Origin of the sequence: Rhodohalobacter mucosus (assembly GCF_003150675.1) — a bacterium.
In the GTDB taxonomy this organism is placed as follows: Bacteria; Bacteroidota; Rhodothermia; order Balneolales; family Balneolaceae; genus Rhodohalobacter; species Rhodohalobacter mucosus.
Window position 1 is genome coordinate 373,704 of sequence record NZ_QGGB01000002.1, and the last position, 18,118, is coordinate 391,821.

The following is an 18,118-nucleotide window of genomic DNA, read 5'->3' on the forward strand; positions in this document are numbered from 1 at the left end:
TGTTCATCTAAAACGCCTGGCCTATGCTAAAATGAATTCCAATTCTGCTCCACCGGGACCCAAAGTCTGTACCTTCATAAATATTCAGATCTTCATCGGTCGGATTGAGTTTGTAGCCGATATCAACGCGAATCGGCCCGATGGGTGATTGATACCTGATACCTCCGCCCGTGCCAAACTGTATAGGCCTTTCATCCAGGCTGGTTGCATCCGCCCAGATCTGTCCACCGTCAAGGAAGGCTGCAATACCCACCTTGGGAAGAAATCCCGACAACTGCTGACGCACTTCAATATTAAAAATCATCTGGGCTCTGCCCCCCGTGGGTACGTACTCCCTGAAACTGCCGTCATCACGAAAAGCAGGCCTTGCAGGCCCCAGCCTTTGCCTGTTCCAGCCCCTAACCGAGTTTGTGCCTCCCGTAAAAAAGAGAATGTTGGAAGGCAGTGTTCTCTGACCCGAATAAAAGATCTTTCCTGTACTGATACGGGTGGCCAGCGTGGTGGACCTTGAAAGCCTGGTGTAGCGCCTTACATCCAATGAAAGTTTTTGAAATGAAAATGTACCCTCTCCAAAGAGTCCTGAGGATTCAAGAAATGGCTGAATCACCCATCCACGGGGATCCCTGGTTAATCCTTCGCTGTAGTATCCGGATATGGTTAGGGATGATACGTTGTAGTTAAGTACCGTATCGGGCAGTGATACATCCGGATCGCGTGAAAGCTCCTCATTTATGGAGAATTCATATGTTGCTGATGCGGTCACAGAACGTCTCAGTTCGTAGATCAGGCTGTTATTGAAACCGGCCTGAAACAGTTCGAATGACGGTTCCAGTTTGTGAACACCAAAAACCGTTGCAACATTACTGCTTTTGGGGTTGAATACATAGGGAAACAGGAATCCGGTGGTAAGCCGCTGTTCAATAAAAGATCCTCTGCCGTTTATCCCGAAACGGTGTCCCCTGCCCGTAATATTCCGGTGCCGCCATTCGAGCTGACCCCTCAGATATTCTTCACGGCCAAACCCAATTGTTGCCTGTACCGATCGCAGAGGATGCTCTCTCACCCTGAACAATACCTCAAGGGTGGAATCCCTGGGTTGTTCCGGAAGATTGATGGTGGCAAAACGAAACAGGTGATGGTTGAAAATCTGGCGCTGGCCCTCCTGCATTTTATCCCTGCTGTAAACTTCTCCCTCCCTGATATCTGTTTCTCTGAGAAGTACGCGGTCAGGTACCGAAAGGTTCTGTTCAATTCTGATTTCTGAAAAGTATGTTTTTTGATTGGGGCGCGCAGTAATGGTTACGTCTGCACGGTTTGCCACCGAATCTATGGCCGTCTCAATATCCACTTCAGGCCAGGCAAATCCCTGATTTTCAAGCATCAGCAAAAACAACCCTTCTGTATCGGCCGTACGGAGGCTTTGGTATCGCATCCCTTCACGGAAATCGTGCCGTTGTTCTGCCCGTTCAAAATCCCTGGCTGCCCGGATCTCTTCTGCTATCGTACTGTCTGCATCAATTACAATGCGGCTGTTTCTTATCATCAGCGGGCTGCCCTCAGTTATCCTGAATGTCACCCTCTTTCTCCAGTCCCTCTTCAGTGAACTCACTTCATAATCAACCTGAACCTGAATAAATCCCCGTCGTTCGTAATAGCGCCGTATACGGATCTGATCGCGTCTTAATTCATTTTCACTAAGTACATAGGCACCGTGTTTCCCAAGAATCTTTTCGATGAAACCCGGATTATCCGTGGCAATAATCTCTTTAAGCACCATGGAGCTGTAGGTTTCGTTACCCTCAAAACCAAGCTTCCAGACAACGGGCTCCCTTTCACCGGAGTCCGAATCCTGTGCATACAAACACATGGGCAACAATAACCATAAACAGCATATGAAGATTGTACCCCAATATTGGTTTCTCATCTTAAATGAAATGAAAATCTGCACATAACCAAAGGTTAAACTATCCCTGTATGATAACGCAATTTGGGTTTTACTGAAAATGCATTCCCCCTTATAACGAATCGCCAGGAAGGAATATTTACGGTTTTTGCAGTTTAAAAATAGTTTTCTGCGCAGGTGTTCACATATCCTCTGAATACCGTACCATTTATTCCCGAAAGTGTTTCACTGCAAGTTGATGCTAAAGAAGCTCAGATTTCGCAGCCTATATCCGAGCCTGGCACTCTCAGGGCCTTCTCAGACAATAAAATAGTGTACCGCCGCATACGTTTCTCTGACAGTGGGCAGATTCGTATATTTCATGTTCTGTTCACACCTGCAGATTAATTTTAATACATCCGGATAACGACAACTCTCTCTTCATTTCGTTCATGATTCGTCAACTGATTTTTTTGCTGCCGGTTATTCTGCTGATCATATTCAGTGGCTGCAGCACTCCTGCCATGGATGACTACAGCAACGATCGTTTTGAGCTTGTTAATCAAGACGGCGAAACAGTCACCTTTCCCGGTGATTTTCAGGGGTCGCCGCTGGTTGTAGGGTTCATCTACACCAACTGTCCGGATATCTGCTCATTTATTACTGCAAACGTCGGCAGTGTATATGAAGAGATGAACAACCCCGGCGACACGCAATTTGTGCTGATCACTTTCGACCCGCAAAGGGATACGCCGGATGTACTGAAAGGGTACGCGGGCGCATTCGATATGGACCGTGAGCCTTTCCATTTTCTCACCGGCGATGCTGAAACGATCGAAGCCCTCATGGAGCGGGTAAGCGTTCGTACACAAGAGTCATACTCAAAAGACCTGGAAAACGGGGAGCGACTCTATTTCATTAATCATTCGGATAAAATTTTACTCATTGACCAAAACTCACAACTTATCTTCGATTATGGCGGAAGCATGACCCCCATCCCCATCATCGTTGAAGACCTGAATAAACTGTTATGATTAAATCTCTTTCTGTCACCACTATAATCGCATCACTTATCCTCTTGCTGCTTTCCGGTTGCGGTTCCGGCGAAGAGCAGCAGCCAGACCCCGAAATGACCGATGGTGAAGGCATTCAGATCGAAGAGGCATGGGCCCGCCCCGCTTTCGAAGGAAGAATGAGTGCAGCCTATTTTCTGCTGACCAACTTCGAATCGGAGCCGGACACCCTTCTTTCCGTTGATTCGGATGCTGCCCTTGTTGTAGAGATGCATGAATCCTATGAATCTGAGGAGGGATTGATGGGAATGCGCGAAGTGAATAACGTATTGATTCCAGCACAGTCATCTCTTCGTTTTCAGCAGGGAGGCCTTCACATCATGCTGATACAGGTTACTCAAACCCTCGAGGACGGTGACTCGTTTTACCTGACGCTTGATTTTGCCAGGGCTGGAGAAAAAACCATCAGCGTACCTGTTCGGCTGTAATCGCTTCGTTCTTCATTCAAAACCATCAGCAGCGAAGCACAACATACCGTTCGGTACTATAACCGGCTTTCATCCAGGTACGACCGAATCTACAGCGCCTATCTGAGTCATACGCACAGGCATCTGCTGGACCGTATGGGCTCGGTGAATCTGCACGGCAAGGATGTTCTGGATGTGAGCGGGGGAACCGGCATACTGGCCGAAAGCCTGCTTGAGTCTGTCGGAAAACCGGCCCGGTTCGTACTCAATGATCCTGCGGATCAGATGCTTGAAATTGCCAGGGAACGACTGAAACGGTATCCGGATATTGAATACACTTCGCACTATGCGGAGAATCTGAATCGGTTAGAGGGTTCTTTTGATCACATTATCTGCCTCAACTCCTTTCACTACTATGTCGATCAGCCTGTTGTTCTTGACCATTTCCGGACCCTGCTCAAGCCCGGCGGTACGCTCTGGCTGCAGGACTGGAACCGCAAAGGGCTCTTCAGAATAGCCATACGCCTGATTGACCTGCTCTCCCCCGAGCATATCAGCACGCGGAATGCTGCAGAGATGGAAAGACTGCTTCACGAACGGGAGATGTACATTGAAGAGAGAAGGATGTGGCGATTTCGATGGTGGAATTTTTTATATCTGAAGGCACATCTCAACCGCTGATGGGCGGGGCGACACCGCTTTGACGGTTTTTACCATAAAGCATTTCTGCTCACGCGTCAGAAAGTGGCTCCAGATCCCTGAGCTGCGATTCAGTAAACATTTTAGACTTGATCAGAAAGCGGACACCCATTGGTATTTCGAGCGAAAAACTTGAACCGCGTCCCGTCTTCACATCAAGGGTAAGCTGCATATATTGCCAGTATTTAAACTGATCCCTTGCCATGTAAAAAGGTGCCCCGTACACCTCACCCAGCTTCACATCACTTTTTCCAACGCGAAACTGGCCTGCTTTGTAGCACATCGGAGATGAACCGTCACAGCAGCCTCCGCTTTGATGAAACATTAGCTCACCGTGTTTTTCGCGGAGCTTGTTCATGACTTCTTTCGCTTCTTCTGTGATCAGAACTCGTTTTACTGCCATTTTATGGATGTTTTTTCAGTGAATGAGAGTCCATATGGTCTGCCGGACTCTCATATCCTGAAGTTCAGAACTCATGCAATTTCCAGTACCATGCGCCCTTCGATATTGTTATTTCTCATATCATCGAGTACGCTATTGATGTTTTCCATCTTTTCAGTGTGGATATTGGATTTCACTTTTCCTGCGGTTGCAAAGTCTATCGATTCCTGGAGATCTTTTCTTGTTCCTACAATAGACCCACGGATCGTGATTCTGTTCAGAACGGCGTTAAATATATCGAGCTCAAAACTTCCGGGGGGCAGTCCATTCATCGACAGTGTTCCTTTTCGCCTGAGCGTATTTAGTGCCTGGGAAAAAGCCTGCGGTGCCACCGCAGTTACCAATGCTCCGTGCATTCCGCCGGTCTCTTTTTTCAAATATTCTCCCGGATCTTCTTCCATTGCATTGACCGTCAGATCAGCACCCAGTTTTTCAGCAAGGTCGAGTTTCTCTTTTGCTACATCTATGGCCGCAACATGAAGTCCCATAGCCTTGGCGTACTGTACTGCAAGATGACCCAATCCGCCAATTCCGGATATGGCAACCCACTCACCCGGTTTGGTATCCGTCTCCTTTAATCCCTTGTAAACGGTAACCCCGGCACAGAGAATCGGCGCTATTTCGGGAAAATTGACATTCGAGGGTAAATGGCCAACATATCGCGGATCTGCCAAAACGTATTCTGCATACCCTCCGTCAACGCTGTATCCCGCATTTTCCTGTTTTTCACAAAGTGTTTCCCAGCCTGTAATACAATGCTCACAGGTACCGCAGGCTGAATAGAGCCAGGGCACGCCTACCGCATCCCCTTCTTTTACATTCTTAACATTTTTACCTGCTGCAGCCACATATCCAACGCCCTCATGGCCCGGTATCAGAGGCAGTTTGGGCTTTACCGGCCAGTCTCCATCAATTGCGTGCAGATCGGTGTGACAGACACCGCTTGCCATCACCTTTACCAGGATTTCATCATCTCCGGGTTCTTTTACCGGCATCTCTTCCACTGAGACCGGATCGCCGAATTTTCGAGCAACTATCGCTTTCATGTTTTTGGGCAGCATAATATGTACCTCATGATTTTTTTTAGTAATAACTGAACCGCCCGGCCGAACAGAGCCGGGGGTTTTTAGGTCAGGTTTTTGGACCTGCTTTTTAGAAGAATCCGAGCGCGCTTTTATCGTACGAAATCAGCATATTTTTCGTCTGCTGGTAGTGACTCAGCATCATCTTGTGATTTTCGCGTCCAAAGCCGGATTTCTTGTATCCGCCAAAGGCAGCGTGTGCCGGATATGCATGATAGCAGTTTACCCATACGCGTCCTGCCTTGATGGCCCGCGGCACCTGGTAGAGCTGGTGCGCGTCTCTTGTCCAGACGCCCGCACCCAGGCCGTAAAGCGTATCATTTGAAATCGCTATGGCCTCGTCAACATCCTTGAATGTTGTAAGGGAGGTAACGGGACCGAAGATCTCCTCCTGAAACACCCTCATATTGTTATTTCCGCTGAAAATGGTTGGCTGAATGTAGTATCCGTCAGCTATACCGTTGCCCTTGCCCACTTCCGCGGCACCGCCGCCTACAAGAACTTTTGCCCCTTCTTCCCTGCCCACCTCGAAGTAGTTCAGTATTTTTTCATACTGATCATTCGAAGCCTGTGCACCGACCATCGTTTCGTCGTCAAGGGGATGTCCCATTTTAATTTTCTTCACCCTTTCAATTACCCTTTCGGTAAACGCTTCTGCAATGGACTCCTGCACCAGAATTCTCGACGGGCAGGTACACACTTCACCCTGATTAAGTGCAAACATTGCGGCACCTTCCAGGCATTTGTCAAAGTACTCGTCATCCGCATCCATCACGCTTTCAAAAAATACATTGGGGCTTTTTCCGCCCAGTTCGAGCGTAACCGGAATGATGTTCTCGGAAGCGAACTGCATAATTAACCGGCCTGTGGTGGTTTCTCCGGTAAATGCAATTTTTGCGATTCGGTCGCTGGTAGCAAGCGGCTGTCCTGCCTCCGGGCCAAAACCGTTGACAATGTTCAGGACTCCTGCCGGAATTACGTCACCGACCAACTCCATCATTACCATAATACTGGCGGGTGTTTGTTCGGCAGGTTTTACAACCACGCAGTTACCTGCAGCAAGTGCGGGTGCAATTTTCCATGCTGCCATCAACAGTGGAAAATTCCATGGTATAATTTGGCCAACAACTCCAAGAGGTTCCGGAAGATTAATAGACACGGTGTGTGAATCGTGTTCTGAAATTCCTCCTTCCTGAGTTCGGATAGCCGCTGCAAAATAGCGGTAGTGATCTACGACCAATGGCAGATCTGCATTCATGGTTTCACGAATCGGCTTACCGTTTTCGATGGTTTCAACACGTGCCAGATACTCCAGATTTTCTTCAATAATGTCTGCCATCTTATTCAGAACCGAAGCGCGCTCAGCGGCCGAGGTGCTGTTCCATGACGGAGCGGCTTTATGCGCTGCGTCCAGTGCAAGTTCGATATCTTTTTCATTCGATCTGGCTGCTTTTGTAAACGGTTTTCCGTCTACCGGAGACGTATTGTCAAAATATTCTCCGTCAACGGGCGGCATAAATTTGCCATCGATATAATTGTCGTACTTTTCCCTGAAACCTGGCCGTTCGTGTAACATGTTGATCTCCAATAGTTAATTTGAGTTTGTATTTCAACATGTAAAGAAAAGCGCTTCCAAACTTGATGGTTCTTCTCAAAATATTGCTCTATCGTCTCAATTTGGTTTTATAAAACCTGTTATCTATAATAATTAACCGTACTTCTCCGGGCACCGTCAGGTTTCACTTACACGTATTTTGCGATGAGCAGCGCATTTCATTCCCACTATCCTCCACCACAAAAACTTGTTGAAAACAGAACAAGTTTTGCAGGAGATGATGCGGTGTTTTCTGTCTATGACACCTTTCAGGTGGCCAATCGCGTTGAGCTTCGATCCACCAGCCCCATGTATTGCGGGATGATTTCAGGCAAGAAAGTCATTCACTCCGGAGAAGAAAAGTCGTTTGAATTTGTACCAAGCGAAAGCCTCGTGCTGCCTCCCGATCAATCGATTTACATTGATTTTCCGGATGCAAAAATGGATGAGCCGACCAAGTGCATCACGGTAGAACTGCCTTTGTCCAGAGTGAATGATATCGTTGCCAGAATGAATGATATGATTCCCCGCAGCAAGGCGTCAGGCAACTGGGAGTACGACTCAGCACACTCGGTACACTTTAAGAATACTGCTTCCGTGGATCTGCTGATACGTAAGCTCTTTCACATCTTCACAGAAGAGCACAAGCAGCGCGACCTTCTGGTTGACCTGAACACCTCGGAGCTGATTGTGCACATGCTGCAAACCGAATCCAGGGCGCTGCTGCTGAAAAATTACCGGAATCATCTTACAAAAAACGGTCTGGCTGCAGCCATACACTACATTCATGAGAATCTGGACGGCCCGATCTCTTCTGATAAGCTGGCCTCCGTATCCTGTATGAGCAAGGCTTCCTTTTACCGATATTTCAAAAATGAGTTTGGTGTGAGCCCAGTTGAATACATCAACAAAGTGAGGGTTGAAAAAGCCTGCAAGCTGCTGGTTAAGAACAGAATGAACGTAACCGATGTGGGATATGAACTCGGATTTTCAAGCATCAGCCACTTTATCAAGCTCTTCAAGGAGCACACCGGCCTGACGCCGAAACAGTACCAGCTTCAAAATCAAAGTCAGAATCAGAATACGCAGCTGCCGTCTGATTGAGCTGAACAGGCTCCACCTGACCTGGAGTACAAATCTCTCTTACTCAAGTACAAATGTGAAGGTAATGACCCCCCACTGTGACTCCTGGGGAACGCCTGACGGCAGACGGGAGAATCGCCAGCTTCGGAGTGTCCGCATGACCTCTCTTTCAAGTTCCGGATTCATTTTGCGCAGGGGAATCACGCGTCCCAATGTGCCGTCCGGGTTCACTTCGAAACGAATCGTGATGGTGGCTTCCTCATTCGTCTGGTTTGTCGGCAGCGGCTGAATCATCGGGGTACGATCAAGATCGCCTTCCCATTCCAGATTGTAAGGAGCTGAGCGTTCTGAATTGTTTCCGATACCCTGGTCTACATCCACTTCACCCGTTGTTCCGTCTTCAGCACCGCTGTCTTCCACGCCTTCCTGTATCTGCTCGTCCTCCCGGGTTTGCGGGGGCACCTCTTCCTCAACCACCTCTTCCGTAACGTCAACCTGTTCGGGGTTTACAACTTCCGTTTCGGGTGTCTCCACAACCTCATCACTCTCAATTTCCTCTGTTTCCTCAGGCAGTTCAACCGGCTTGGTAACCTCTTCCTCGGGCGTCTGGGGCGTTTCCACAGGCTGTGTGATCTCCGGATTGGGATCTTCCGGCTGTTCTTCTGCGGGATTTGGCCTGGTGGCTACTTCCTCTCTTTGAACATCGGACTGTTCGGCAAGCGTGCCGCTTCTGAATTCACCGAGGGTCACCGCGATGTAGGCAGGGCGATTGTCAATATCAAAGCTGATATTATAGAGCAGTGCTATGATCAGCAGCACAATATGAATCGCAGCGGTTACACCCAGCCCGAAGCGGTCTTCCTTATCGATATGTGAATCGAACCTGTCCTGCATAAAAGATGTATCAAATGGGGCTTAAAAAGTTAATTTCTCTCTGTGGCCATAACCATGTTCATATTGAGAGCCTGTCCGATATTCATTACACGTACGGCATCATCAATTCGTGCATCGCGGTCGGCCCGTACTACTAACGTTGCTCCGGGCCGATTCTGATATGCCTGCTGAATGGAAGCTGAGAGTCCGGCGCTGGTCACCTGTTCACCGTTCACAAAGAAATCACCTTCAGCCGTAATGGCAACCGAAACCTGCGTGGCATTGGTGTTAACGCTCGATTCAGCCTGCGGCACATTCACCCTGATTCCAAAATTGGAAACAAACGATGAGGTTAAAAGGAAAAATATAAGCAGCAGCAGAATAATGTCTGTCAGCGACGATTGTGAAAACATCGTCAGCGGCTCCATTGTGCCACTGTCTTTTCTGAAGTTCATCTTCTACGCCTCCGTGCGCTTCTTGGGTGACGGTGTCTGAAGCAGGTCCACGAAATCAGCCGAGGCATTTTCCAGTTCGAAAACCATCCGGTTTATCTTGCCAAGCAGGAAGTTGTAAAACCCGTACGCTATAATGCCGACAATGAGTCCGGTTGCCGTCGTTATCAGGGCTTCCCAGATACCGCCTGCCAGCACGCTTGGGTTTACGTTACCCTGCAGCGATTGAATGTCCATAAAGGCCCGGATCATCCCGGTAACCGTACCGGTAAACCCGATGAGCGGAGCAACACCCGCAATGGTGGCCAGCCAGTTCATCCGTTTCTCCAGGCTGTAAATTTCTTTTTTTCCTGCGTTGTGAATGGCGTCCTCGATGTCGCGGATGGGACGGCCCAGCCTGCGTATTCCCGATTTCAGTATTCGGGCCAGCGGTTTGTCAAACTCTTCACAATACTGAACAGCCCGGTGCTGACTGCCTGATTTGAGCAGCGATTCGATATTGTTCAGCATGGTGTTTACGTCCATCCTGGAGTTTTCGAGCGTTCTCCATCGTTCCGCAATTACGTAAATGGCGAGCACGGAAAGAATAAAGAGCGGTATCATGAGCAGCCCGCCCTGCTGCAGAATTTCGAAAAAAGACATAGAAGATTCTTCCTGGAGCATCAGGGCCAGTGAATCCGTTTCGGCCTCAGCAACCTGGAGTAGAAAAAGCGAGATGATATTCATTTATTTATCAGTTGGTCTGTATTCGTTGTATGAAATTATTTGAGTTATAGGGTGAAGGCAGGGTCAGGGCTGCTTCCTGAGCGTTGGCAATGGTCTCAAACTGTCCCACGCTAACACGCCAGACGTTCTCACCATTTATCGTGCGCTGGCTCACCAACACCCTGTAATTGTCAGCCCTCAGATCTGCGGCAACAGATTGTGCATTTGTTTCCTGGCTGAGAGAATGAAGAACGATCGAGTAGCCGTCATTTGCCTCCTCGTTCAGATCTCCCCTGAGTCCGTAACCGTTGCTGCTAACTGCAGCCTCAGCTTCCGGGTCGGCCATTACATTGTCTGTTACTGCATCTTCGGAATCAGGTTCCGGTGTTGGCAGCTGCTCCGGTGTATCCGACTCCGGGGCAGGTTCCGATTCTGCGTCTGTACCTGTATCTGTATCTGCATCTTCAGCCGGCATCTGCTCCGCCATATCCTGGGATGACGGTTCCGTAACTTCGGTCGTGACTTCCGGCTGCGATTGTGGTTGAGTTTCGGAATCAGAATCACTAAAAACGCCGGGCAAGAGCAGAAAGGCGGCTGCTACAATAATAAAAATCAATACGATCCCCATTACAATCATGATCGGATCTTTCCGTTTTTGACTCCCCTGGTAGCCTCCCGGTGTTGTTTTGCGCGCTGCAGGTGCCGATGCTTTCTTCTCTTTGGCAGCTGCGGCAGGTTTGGCAGGCTCTGGTTTTTCAGCCGGTTCATCCGGTTTACTTTCTGCTACAGGTTCCTCCTTCTCCGCCTTCTGAGCGGGTTTTGGCTTATCATCGGTCTTGGCTGCAGGCTTGGATTTGGATTTTGATTTGGGCCTGGAGACGGGTTTGGCCTTTTCTTTTTCCTCTTCGGATTTTGGCCCGGATTCGGAGACGGGTTTCTGATCCTCTTTTTTCGGTTCGGGTCCTTCCTCTTCCTCTGCTTCTCCGGGTGAAATGAGCGGGTGGGAAGGCTCATCTTCTTCTCCAAAAATGCCTTTTTCCGTTGCGCTCAATTTGCTTGAGGCATCTCCCAGCAGACCCGCGAAAGGATCTTCATCCCGCTCAGGAATTTCATCCTCATAGTCCTCTTCACTTTCCTTTTCCGTGCTCTCTTCTTTTTTAATCTCAGAATCTCCCCACGGCAGCTCAATTTCATCTTCATCCTTTTCTGAGGTTCCCTCTCCCCCCTCATCGAAACCAAAAATAGCACTCAGATCCTCTTCACTTTCATCTGAATCCGACTCAGCCGATGACGTCGTTGACGAGTCTTCTTCCGCCTTTTCGGCAGATACTTCAGGTTCGGGCTCCTCTTTGTCGCCTATATCCCGCGGTGGCTTAAGCTCTACCGGCTCCATGCCCACGTATTTAAAATTGATTTCGGTACTGAGCTCTTTTGACGGATCAAATTTCAAGTCACCGTCCTCATCGAAATAAAACAGCCCAAACTCTTTTATCTCCAACGCCTTTCCCCTTTCGGCGGCATCAATAATGCGACGGATCAGCTGTTCAAGTTGGTCTTCCACCTCAGTAACATCCATCCCCGTTTTGGTGACCAAAAGCTCAATCAGTTTCTTTTTATCGATCTTCATTCGAGCTCCTTACTTTTGATTTAAATTCAACCACATCTGCAGGCGGCACCATCACTACTCTGCCATTTTCATATTTTTTCTGATGCTGCTTTCGGTGTACAACCTCAAACATTCCCAGACCTTCCACATCCACTTTATTCTTATCAAGAATCTGCTCCCGCAATACCTCTTTAAAAGCTTTAATAAATGTAGATTTCATAACTAAAACAGATATGTAATTCCGGCAAATCCCTGGAAACCGCGTTCAGGGTAGCCACGCCAAAGTTCATACTCTTCGCTTAACAAGTTAAGAAGTTTACCGTATACACCCAGCTTTTCTGTAACGGATATTTCGAAACGGCTGCCTACGATGAAAAATGAAGACAGATCGTTTCCTGCGGAGTCTTCCCGGTCACCGGCGAATTCGGCCCACCCTTCTATGAGTATCTGACCGGCGGGCCGGATGGATACCGTTGCCTGAGCACCAAGGCTTTCAATAAACGGAATTTTTTCGTTCCCTGATAAACGCGGCCTTTGCCAGTGTGCTTCACCCGTAAGCCAGACTATGCCCGGTTTCAGATCCTGGGTAAGACTGCCGTATAATTTGATAATGTTTGCACGCCTGAATGCCGGTGAATAGTACTGCTCCGTGAAATCGGTACCGGCTATACTGTTCTCATTTCTTGTATAATAGAGATAGTGACGGATATTCTGATATGAAAGGCCCCCTGAAAATTTGGTCCCCTTGAGCGGTTCGGCAAGAACTTCGGCCTGGAGCCTCATTTCGTACTGGTGCTGCAGCAGTGATGCGAGATCGAAAAAAGGATTTTCATCATGCACTCCTGCCAGTGTCGGCTGATCTACCCTGCCGAGCAGCCGCCCCCTCAAATCGAGCCCTCTGAAAAGTGTATGCCTCAACGTTACGTCGGGTGTAAGGTAAACAGACAGATCATTAATCCCGTCATCAGCCACCGTGATACCGGCGGAAGCCTTAACGTCAGTCTGATAGTTGAAGAGGCGTTCATAGTGAGCAGAAGCCCCTGCAATAACCCAGTTTTGTGTTGCGCCAAGCCGCTCATTAATCCCGCCTGCATCGGCACGCACCCTCAACCGGTGCACTTCCTGCACATGCTCACCCAGACGTGAGTACTCTGCGTTCGCATTTACGCCCCACTCCGTTGCCTCGCCGGTAAGCGGTACAAGGTCGGACGTCATATTCATCGAGCCCGAATAACCGTTGATTGACAGCGCCATGCCGCTGAGAGAGGTTCGGGCATATGTCAAAGAAGCGCCCCCATTGATCCCTGAGTTCTCTACACGGCTATTTTGAACGACCGGCACTCCCAGCTCGGATATAAGTCCGGGGAAATAATTAAAACCGGACAGCGCTTCGAGTGTCGCTTTCAGTTTAACTTTATCGGAAAGAGAGCTGATAGCAATCAGATCCATGGACACATCGCGTGCAGAGCTTCGGAATTCGTCAATATGGCCGTCGGTAGAAACATAATTGAAATTTCCTGACACCCAGTGGTTTGTGCCGAGCCGGCTCATGGCGTACACATCAGCCTCAGGTGTAAGAAAGCTGCCCAAGCCAAATCTTGCAAAACCGTTTTTGGGCTCAGCATAGCCAAGAGGGTTAAATACGGGAGCTTCGGGCCTCTCCAATACACCAATTGGCAGGTTTGCCATCACAGTCTCTTCATCCTCAATAAACGGCCGTCTGTTGGGGTCGATCTGGTACACCCGGGGGCGTGGATTGAAGCCAAGGATCGGCTGTCTTCTTAATCCGGGAAAACGGGCCTGAAACTGGCTGCGGATCTCAATATCCTGCGGATCAATTTCCGGAAGGAGAGAACGTTGTCCACCTGTCTGTGCCTCCTGGGCATGTACGTTTTCTACACCTGAAAGGCTAATCAGAATCAACGATAAAGCCGCAAAAAGATATGAGATCAATCTGATCATATAGATGAAATATTAATATCGATTAATGTAAAAATTATTTTGGCGCTTTTTCAGCAAATATTCTTCAGCTTTTAAAGGGTCTGCCGGATCGTTAAACAAACGATTCACAGACCTCAAACGTCTTTAAGACCGGTTCAGTGTACGGGCCTTATCCCACCAAAGGGTAAGCGGGCCTGCAATCAAAACAGTGATGACCGTTACCCCGTGCGCAACGGTTGCATAGGTAAGCGCAGAAACCGCGGGCACCTGATACAGAACCGAAAGACTCTGCTGAATGAGTAAGTGATACGAACCGATACCCGCCGGTGTGGGAATACTCACTCCAACGGAAGAAACAATGGTGAGGACAACGGCATCCGTAAACGTAAGGCCATATATCTCCTGAAGGTTCATCATAAAGAAGGGCAGCCAGGCCATAATAACATAGCCAAACCAAATTCCTGCCGTTAGCAGAAGGAAGAGCGGCCAGTTCTCTACGTGCCGGATGGAGACAATACCGTCACTGAATGATCGCGCTTTTTGCACTATGTTCTCCAGCAACGGACTCGATATCTTTTCTCTGCTTTCCAGCGAAATCAACACTTTTCTTACAAACCAGATGCCTGCTGCAAGAATCACAAAGAGCCCGGGCAACACAAGGTAGAAATACCACGGCCATCCCTCCGTACCAAACAATCGCTGAAAACTACCCAGGTCCTGAACCAGGTAAAGCGCGGAGAAAAGGGCCAGGACCAGCAAGGTTGCCATGTCGAAAAGACGCTCAATTACTATGGTGCCGATGAGATTACTGGAGCTCATTTTGTGCTGTCTGGCTACGTATACCGGCCTGGTAACCTCACCCAGCCTGGGAACAAGGCTATTGAAAAAATACCCCATCATTACCCCTGCAAAGAGGGTACTTCGGCGGATGTCACTGTAGTCTTTTGTCAGAAGCAGCCTCCAGCGCTCTGCCCTGAGGTAGTGACTGACAAGCATTACGATGAGAAAAAAAGGAAGCCAGCCCAGCGTAACACCCCGGATCTGTTCCCAAAGTTCGGATAAATCTACATTTCGGACGGCCAGCCAGATAAAGAGTCCTGCAACTACTATTGAGACCAGAATGTTGAGGATCCGGCGTTTTCTCATGACTCTGCACGCAGGTCAATGACTTCTGCATCCAGGGGCACCTCAAGCTGAAACATATCCTCGCGCAGATCTGTGAACTCCCCCTCTTCGAACCGGGTTATCAGCCGATTGTCGGCCTGGTCGATGGCTTCAATGCGGACCGGACTGCCTGACTCGTCAATAAAAATCAGCACTTCCCTGAAAACGGAGAAGATATCCTCTGACTGCAAATAGACGCGTGTGCCTCTGCCCGGAATTGTCTCTTCTGTGACACTGAACGTACTGTCGGCACCCTGCAGCATTCTGGATGGCGCAAAATCATCCTCTTCTTCTATATATTCACTGATAATTACGCGGTTTTTCGTACCGTCGTACACAGTGGATATATCACCGTCTACCAGCATCTGCTGATTGCTGCCCTCAATTTTGTATCGATCACGGCCGATCCAGATTTCACCTTCCGAGTATTGCTGCTCGCCGGTAAACGAATCATTGTACTCGTGGGTGAAAAGTGCTGTGAATATCTGTCCTTCCTGAAACGCATTTTTGAGGCTATCGAATACAGGTGTATCATTCTGTGCTTCTGCCGGAGTAAACGCAGTACAGATCACAATCGCTGTGATAGAAAAGATTCTTATAATCTTACAGGCCGAGCTCTTCAAATATCTCATCCAGGTCCTCCTCTTCGGTAATTTTTACATCCCGTGCGGTGCTGCCCTGGTACGGGCCCACCACGCCGGCATTATAAAGCTGATCGATAATCCGGCCCGCCCTGTTGTATCCGATTTTGAGTTTTCGCTGAAGCAGGGAGACCGAACCTTGCTGATGAAGCACAACAATTTTGGCTGCTTCCCTGAACAGGTCATCAATATCGTCAAGCGGATCGGGAATACCACCGTCATCCGTTTCAACCACAGGCAGCTGAAAAGGTTTCTTGAACCCTTTCTGTTCACCGATAAATGAGGTTACCCTCTCCACCTCTTCCGCACTTACATAAGCATTCTGAATCCGGGTCATTCCGGCACCGCTTGCAAAAAGCATGTCTCCGCGTCCCACAAGCTGGTCGGCGCCGCCTGTATCCAGAATCGTCCTTGAATCAACCTTTGAAGCGACCTGGTAAGCAATACGGGCGGGAAAATTGGCCTTGATGGTTCCTGTGATTACGTTTACGGACGGCCGCTGCGTGGCCACCACCAGATGAATGCCAATTGCGCGTGCAAGCTGTGCCAGCCGCGCAATGGGTTCCTCGATCTGTTTCCCGGCCGTCATCATCAGATCGGCCAGTTCATCAATAATCACTACAATGTAAGGCAGGTGGCGGTGGCCGAGCTCTTCATCCAGCTCACCGCTTTTAAATTTCTCGTTATATGATTTGATATCCCGCACCATCGCCATCTTGAGAAGGTCGTAGCGCTCATCCATCTCTTTGGTAACGCTCTCCAGGGTCTCTAATGCCATATCCGTATTGGTCACAATGGGCTCTTCAGAACCCGGCAGCACGGCCAGGTAGTGATTCTGTATATTTCGGTAAAGAGACAGCTCGATCTTTTTGGGATCAACGAGCACAAACTTGAGGTTGTCGGGATGACATTTATAGAGCAGGCACGTGATAATCGTGTTGATCCCGACCGATTTACCCGAACCCGTTGCTCCTGCAATGAGAAGGTGAGGCATCCGGGTAAGGTCGATCATAAACACTTCATTCTCGATCGTTTTTCCAAACGCCACGGGCAGTTCGTGGTCGGTCTCCACAAACTTTTTGGTGTTGATGACCGACTTAATGTAAACCGTCTCGCGCGTGCTGTTCGGCACCTCAATTCCCACGGCTGATCGGCCCGGAATCGGTGCGATAATGCGAAGACCATGCGAAGCGGTGGCCATTTTCAGGTCGTTGGCATAGCTCTCAATCTTGCTGATTTTCACATCAGGTGACGGTTCCAGCTCGTAAAGCGTCACCGTAGGCCCAACAATCGCATTGATGCTCAAGATCTCAATCTTGTGACGTTTCAGCTTATCAAGAATGATGCGCTTATTCTCCTTGATCTCATCAAGGTCTACCTCATTCCCTTCATTCGGCGGAGCGTCGAGCAGGTCGATTCCGGGAAACTTGTATTTGATAACCGGTACTTCGCGTGCTTTATCCTTGTTGACACGGTCCAGTTCACGCTCGCTGGCTTCTTCATCGCCCTCACCCACAAAAACAGAGATTTCGACATCATCGTCATCGTTGTCATCAACTACGGTTTTCTCCTCTGCCGCCGTCTTCTTTTCCAGAATAGCACGCGGGGGAAGCTTTTCAAGCTCTGCACGTTCCTTCTTTTTCTCGAGCTCCCGCTTTCGGTCCTCCTCCTGCGATCGCTCTACGATATCATCGATAGATGAGTGCTTCTGTGTATCGGGAGCAGTGTCTGTATCGGATGAAACAGGCTGTTTTTTGGCACTCTCCATCTCTTTTTTAGCGGCTGCATCCGCCTTTTGCCGCTGTTTGATGGCTGCTTTCTCCTCTTTCTTGCGAAGCCGCTCCTCACGTTTGCGGTCACGGTTTTCCCTGAAATCTGACGTCCAGCTTTTCAGGGTGTCGATGGTTTTCTGCAAATCCCTGTCAATCAGAATAAGTGCGGACACAAACAGCAAAACAGCCAGTATGATTATGGAGCCGACACCTGTGATATTGTGCAGAATCTGTGCAACCGAAATTCCCGATCCTCCGCTCCAGGCCATGGAGTAGGCTTCATACTCGTTATAAAACCACCCGATCGTTGTTGAAATCAACACCATTACCCAGATACCATATGCCAGCGGCCACCCCAGTTCAGCAACCGGTTTTTGCCTGAAGACATACCATCCCAGCGAAGCTATCAGAATAGGCACTATAATACTCACATAGCCAAAAAGCACGTGCACAAACAAGTTGGAAATGTAGGCCCCTATCACACCGAGCCAGTTATTGACCCGCAGCGCAGGACCTCGGTCCACCTGCAGAAGAGACTCGGATGAAAGAGTCTTCACAATACCGTAATCGGCAGGGTTGTACGAAGCGATGCTGAGCAGAAGAAGAGCGGCTACCGCCATAATCAGAATGCCCGCTACCTCCATTTTGCGGGTATAGTCAAAACTGCTCAGAAAGCTGTTGTTCTTTTTCTTCTTTGCCATG

Annotated in this window: 17 protein-coding genes; 4 read left to right on the top strand and 13 right to left on the bottom strand. The window is 48.9% G+C overall.

Translation table 11 applies throughout. From position 1 onward, the window contains the following. Positions 1-7: 7 nt before the first annotated feature. Complete coding sequence (locus DDZ15_RS02550) at positions 8-1,867, bottom strand: BamA/OMP85 family outer membrane protein (protein WP_158278602.1); 1,860 nt, start codon at positions 1,865-1,867, stop codon at positions 8-10. Positions 1,868-2,334: 467 nt separating this feature from the next. On the opposite strand from DDZ15_RS02550, the gene DDZ15_RS02560 reads away from it, so the two are divergent. Genes DDZ15_RS02560 through DDZ15_RS02570 form a run of 3 tightly spaced genes read left to right on the top strand, consistent with a single transcriptional unit; the run spans position 2,335 to position 4,043 of the window. Further along, positions 2,335-2,916 carry an SCO family protein gene (locus tag DDZ15_RS02560; RefSeq protein WP_109644517.1) on the top strand — a complete coding sequence of 194 codons (582 nt, stop codon included), beginning with the start codon at positions 2,335-2,337 and terminating at the stop codon, positions 2,914-2,916. Continuing rightward, positions 2,913-3,383 (top strand): copper chaperone PCu(A)C, encoded by a 471-nt coding sequence (locus DDZ15_RS02565; protein ID WP_109644519.1) that lies wholly within the window; start codon positions 2,913-2,915, stop codon positions 3,381-3,383. Before DDZ15_RS02560 ends, DDZ15_RS02565 begins: the two co-directional genes overlap by 4 nt. 24 nt (positions 3,384-3,407) lie before the next feature. Then, a complete protein-coding gene (locus DDZ15_RS02570) occupies positions 3,408-4,043 on the top strand; it encodes a class I SAM-dependent methyltransferase (RefSeq protein WP_109644521.1) in 636 nt (211 codons plus the stop codon). A gap of 49 nt (positions 4,044-4,092) precedes the next feature. On the opposite strand, the gene DDZ15_RS02575 is transcribed toward DDZ15_RS02570, so the two are convergent. The 3 genes from DDZ15_RS02575 to DDZ15_RS02585 all read right to left on the bottom strand — a co-directional run bounded on the left by DDZ15_RS02575 (position 4,093) and on the right by DDZ15_RS02585 (position 7,161). After that, positions 4,093-4,464 carry a DUF779 domain-containing protein gene (locus DDZ15_RS02575; RefSeq protein ID WP_109644523.1) on the bottom strand — a complete coding sequence of 124 codons (372 nt, stop codon included), beginning with the start codon at positions 4,462-4,464 and terminating at the stop codon, positions 4,093-4,095. Positions 4,465-4,535: 71 nt separating this feature from the next. Beyond that, complete coding sequence (gene adhP, locus DDZ15_RS02580) at positions 4,536-5,564, bottom strand: alcohol dehydrogenase AdhP (protein ID WP_109644525.1); 1,029 nt, start codon at positions 5,562-5,564, stop codon at positions 4,536-4,538. 91 nt (positions 5,565-5,655) lie between these two features. Beyond that, positions 5,656-7,161, bottom strand: coding sequence for an aldehyde dehydrogenase family protein (locus DDZ15_RS02585; protein WP_109644527.1), 1,506 nt, complete (start codon positions 7,159-7,161; stop codon positions 5,656-5,658). 183 nt (positions 7,162-7,344) lie between these two features. Here DDZ15_RS02585 and DDZ15_RS02590 point away from each other — a divergent pair, with 183 nt between their 5' ends. Beyond that, entirely contained in the window at positions 7,345-8,283 is a 939-nt protein-coding gene (locus tag DDZ15_RS02590) for an AraC family transcriptional regulator (protein WP_109644529.1), read from the top strand. Between the two features lie 39 nt (positions 8,284-8,322). On the opposite strand, the gene DDZ15_RS02595 is transcribed toward DDZ15_RS02590, so the two are convergent. The 9 genes from DDZ15_RS02595 to DDZ15_RS02635 all read right to left on the bottom strand — a co-directional run bounded on the left by DDZ15_RS02595 (position 8,323) and on the right by DDZ15_RS02635 (position 18,117). Beyond that, on the bottom strand, positions 8,323-9,156 hold the full coding sequence (locus DDZ15_RS02595) for an energy transducer TonB family protein (RefSeq protein ID WP_109644531.1): 834 nt from the start codon (positions 9,154-9,156) through the stop codon (positions 8,323-8,325). A gap of 29 nt (positions 9,157-9,185) precedes the next feature. Beyond that, positions 9,186-9,590 (bottom strand): ExbD/TolR family protein, encoded by a 405-nt coding sequence (locus tag DDZ15_RS02600; RefSeq protein WP_109644533.1) that lies wholly within the window; start codon positions 9,588-9,590, stop codon positions 9,186-9,188. Positions 9,591-9,593: 3 nt separating this feature from the next. Further along, complete coding sequence (locus DDZ15_RS02605; RefSeq protein WP_109644535.1) at positions 9,594-10,313, bottom strand: MotA/TolQ/ExbB proton channel family protein; 720 nt, start codon at positions 10,311-10,313, stop codon at positions 9,594-9,596. 7 nt (positions 10,314-10,320) lie between these two features. Continuing rightward, complete coding sequence (locus DDZ15_RS02610; RefSeq protein ID WP_109644537.1) at positions 10,321-11,919, bottom strand: SPOR domain-containing protein; 1,599 nt, start codon at positions 11,917-11,919, stop codon at positions 10,321-10,323. Further along, positions 11,906-12,118: an HU family DNA-binding protein gene (locus tag DDZ15_RS02615; RefSeq protein ID WP_109644539.1), complete on the bottom strand. Its 213-nt coding sequence runs from the start codon at positions 12,116-12,118 to the stop codon at positions 11,906-11,908. Before DDZ15_RS02615 ends, DDZ15_RS02610 begins: the two co-directional genes overlap by 14 nt. A 2-nt stretch (positions 12,119-12,120) precedes the next feature. Further along, positions 12,121-13,860: a hypothetical protein gene (locus DDZ15_RS02620; RefSeq protein WP_109644541.1), complete on the bottom strand. Its 1,740-nt coding sequence runs from the start codon at positions 13,858-13,860 to the stop codon at positions 12,121-12,123. A gap of 123 nt (positions 13,861-13,983) precedes the next feature. Further along, positions 13,984-14,985, bottom strand: a complete 1,002-nt coding sequence (locus tag DDZ15_RS02625) for a lysylphosphatidylglycerol synthase transmembrane domain-containing protein (protein WP_109644543.1) — start codon at positions 14,983-14,985, stop codon at positions 13,984-13,986. Then, positions 14,982-15,635, bottom strand: a complete 654-nt coding sequence (locus tag DDZ15_RS02630; RefSeq protein WP_109644545.1) for a LolA family protein — start codon at positions 15,633-15,635, stop codon at positions 14,982-14,984. Before DDZ15_RS02630 ends, DDZ15_RS02625 begins: the two co-directional genes overlap by 4 nt. Next, entirely contained in the window at positions 15,607-18,117 is a 2,511-nt protein-coding gene (locus DDZ15_RS02635; protein ID WP_109644548.1) for a DNA translocase FtsK, read from the bottom strand. Before DDZ15_RS02635 ends, DDZ15_RS02630 begins: the two co-directional genes overlap by 29 nt. Between the last annotated feature and the right edge of the window lies 1 nt (position 18,118).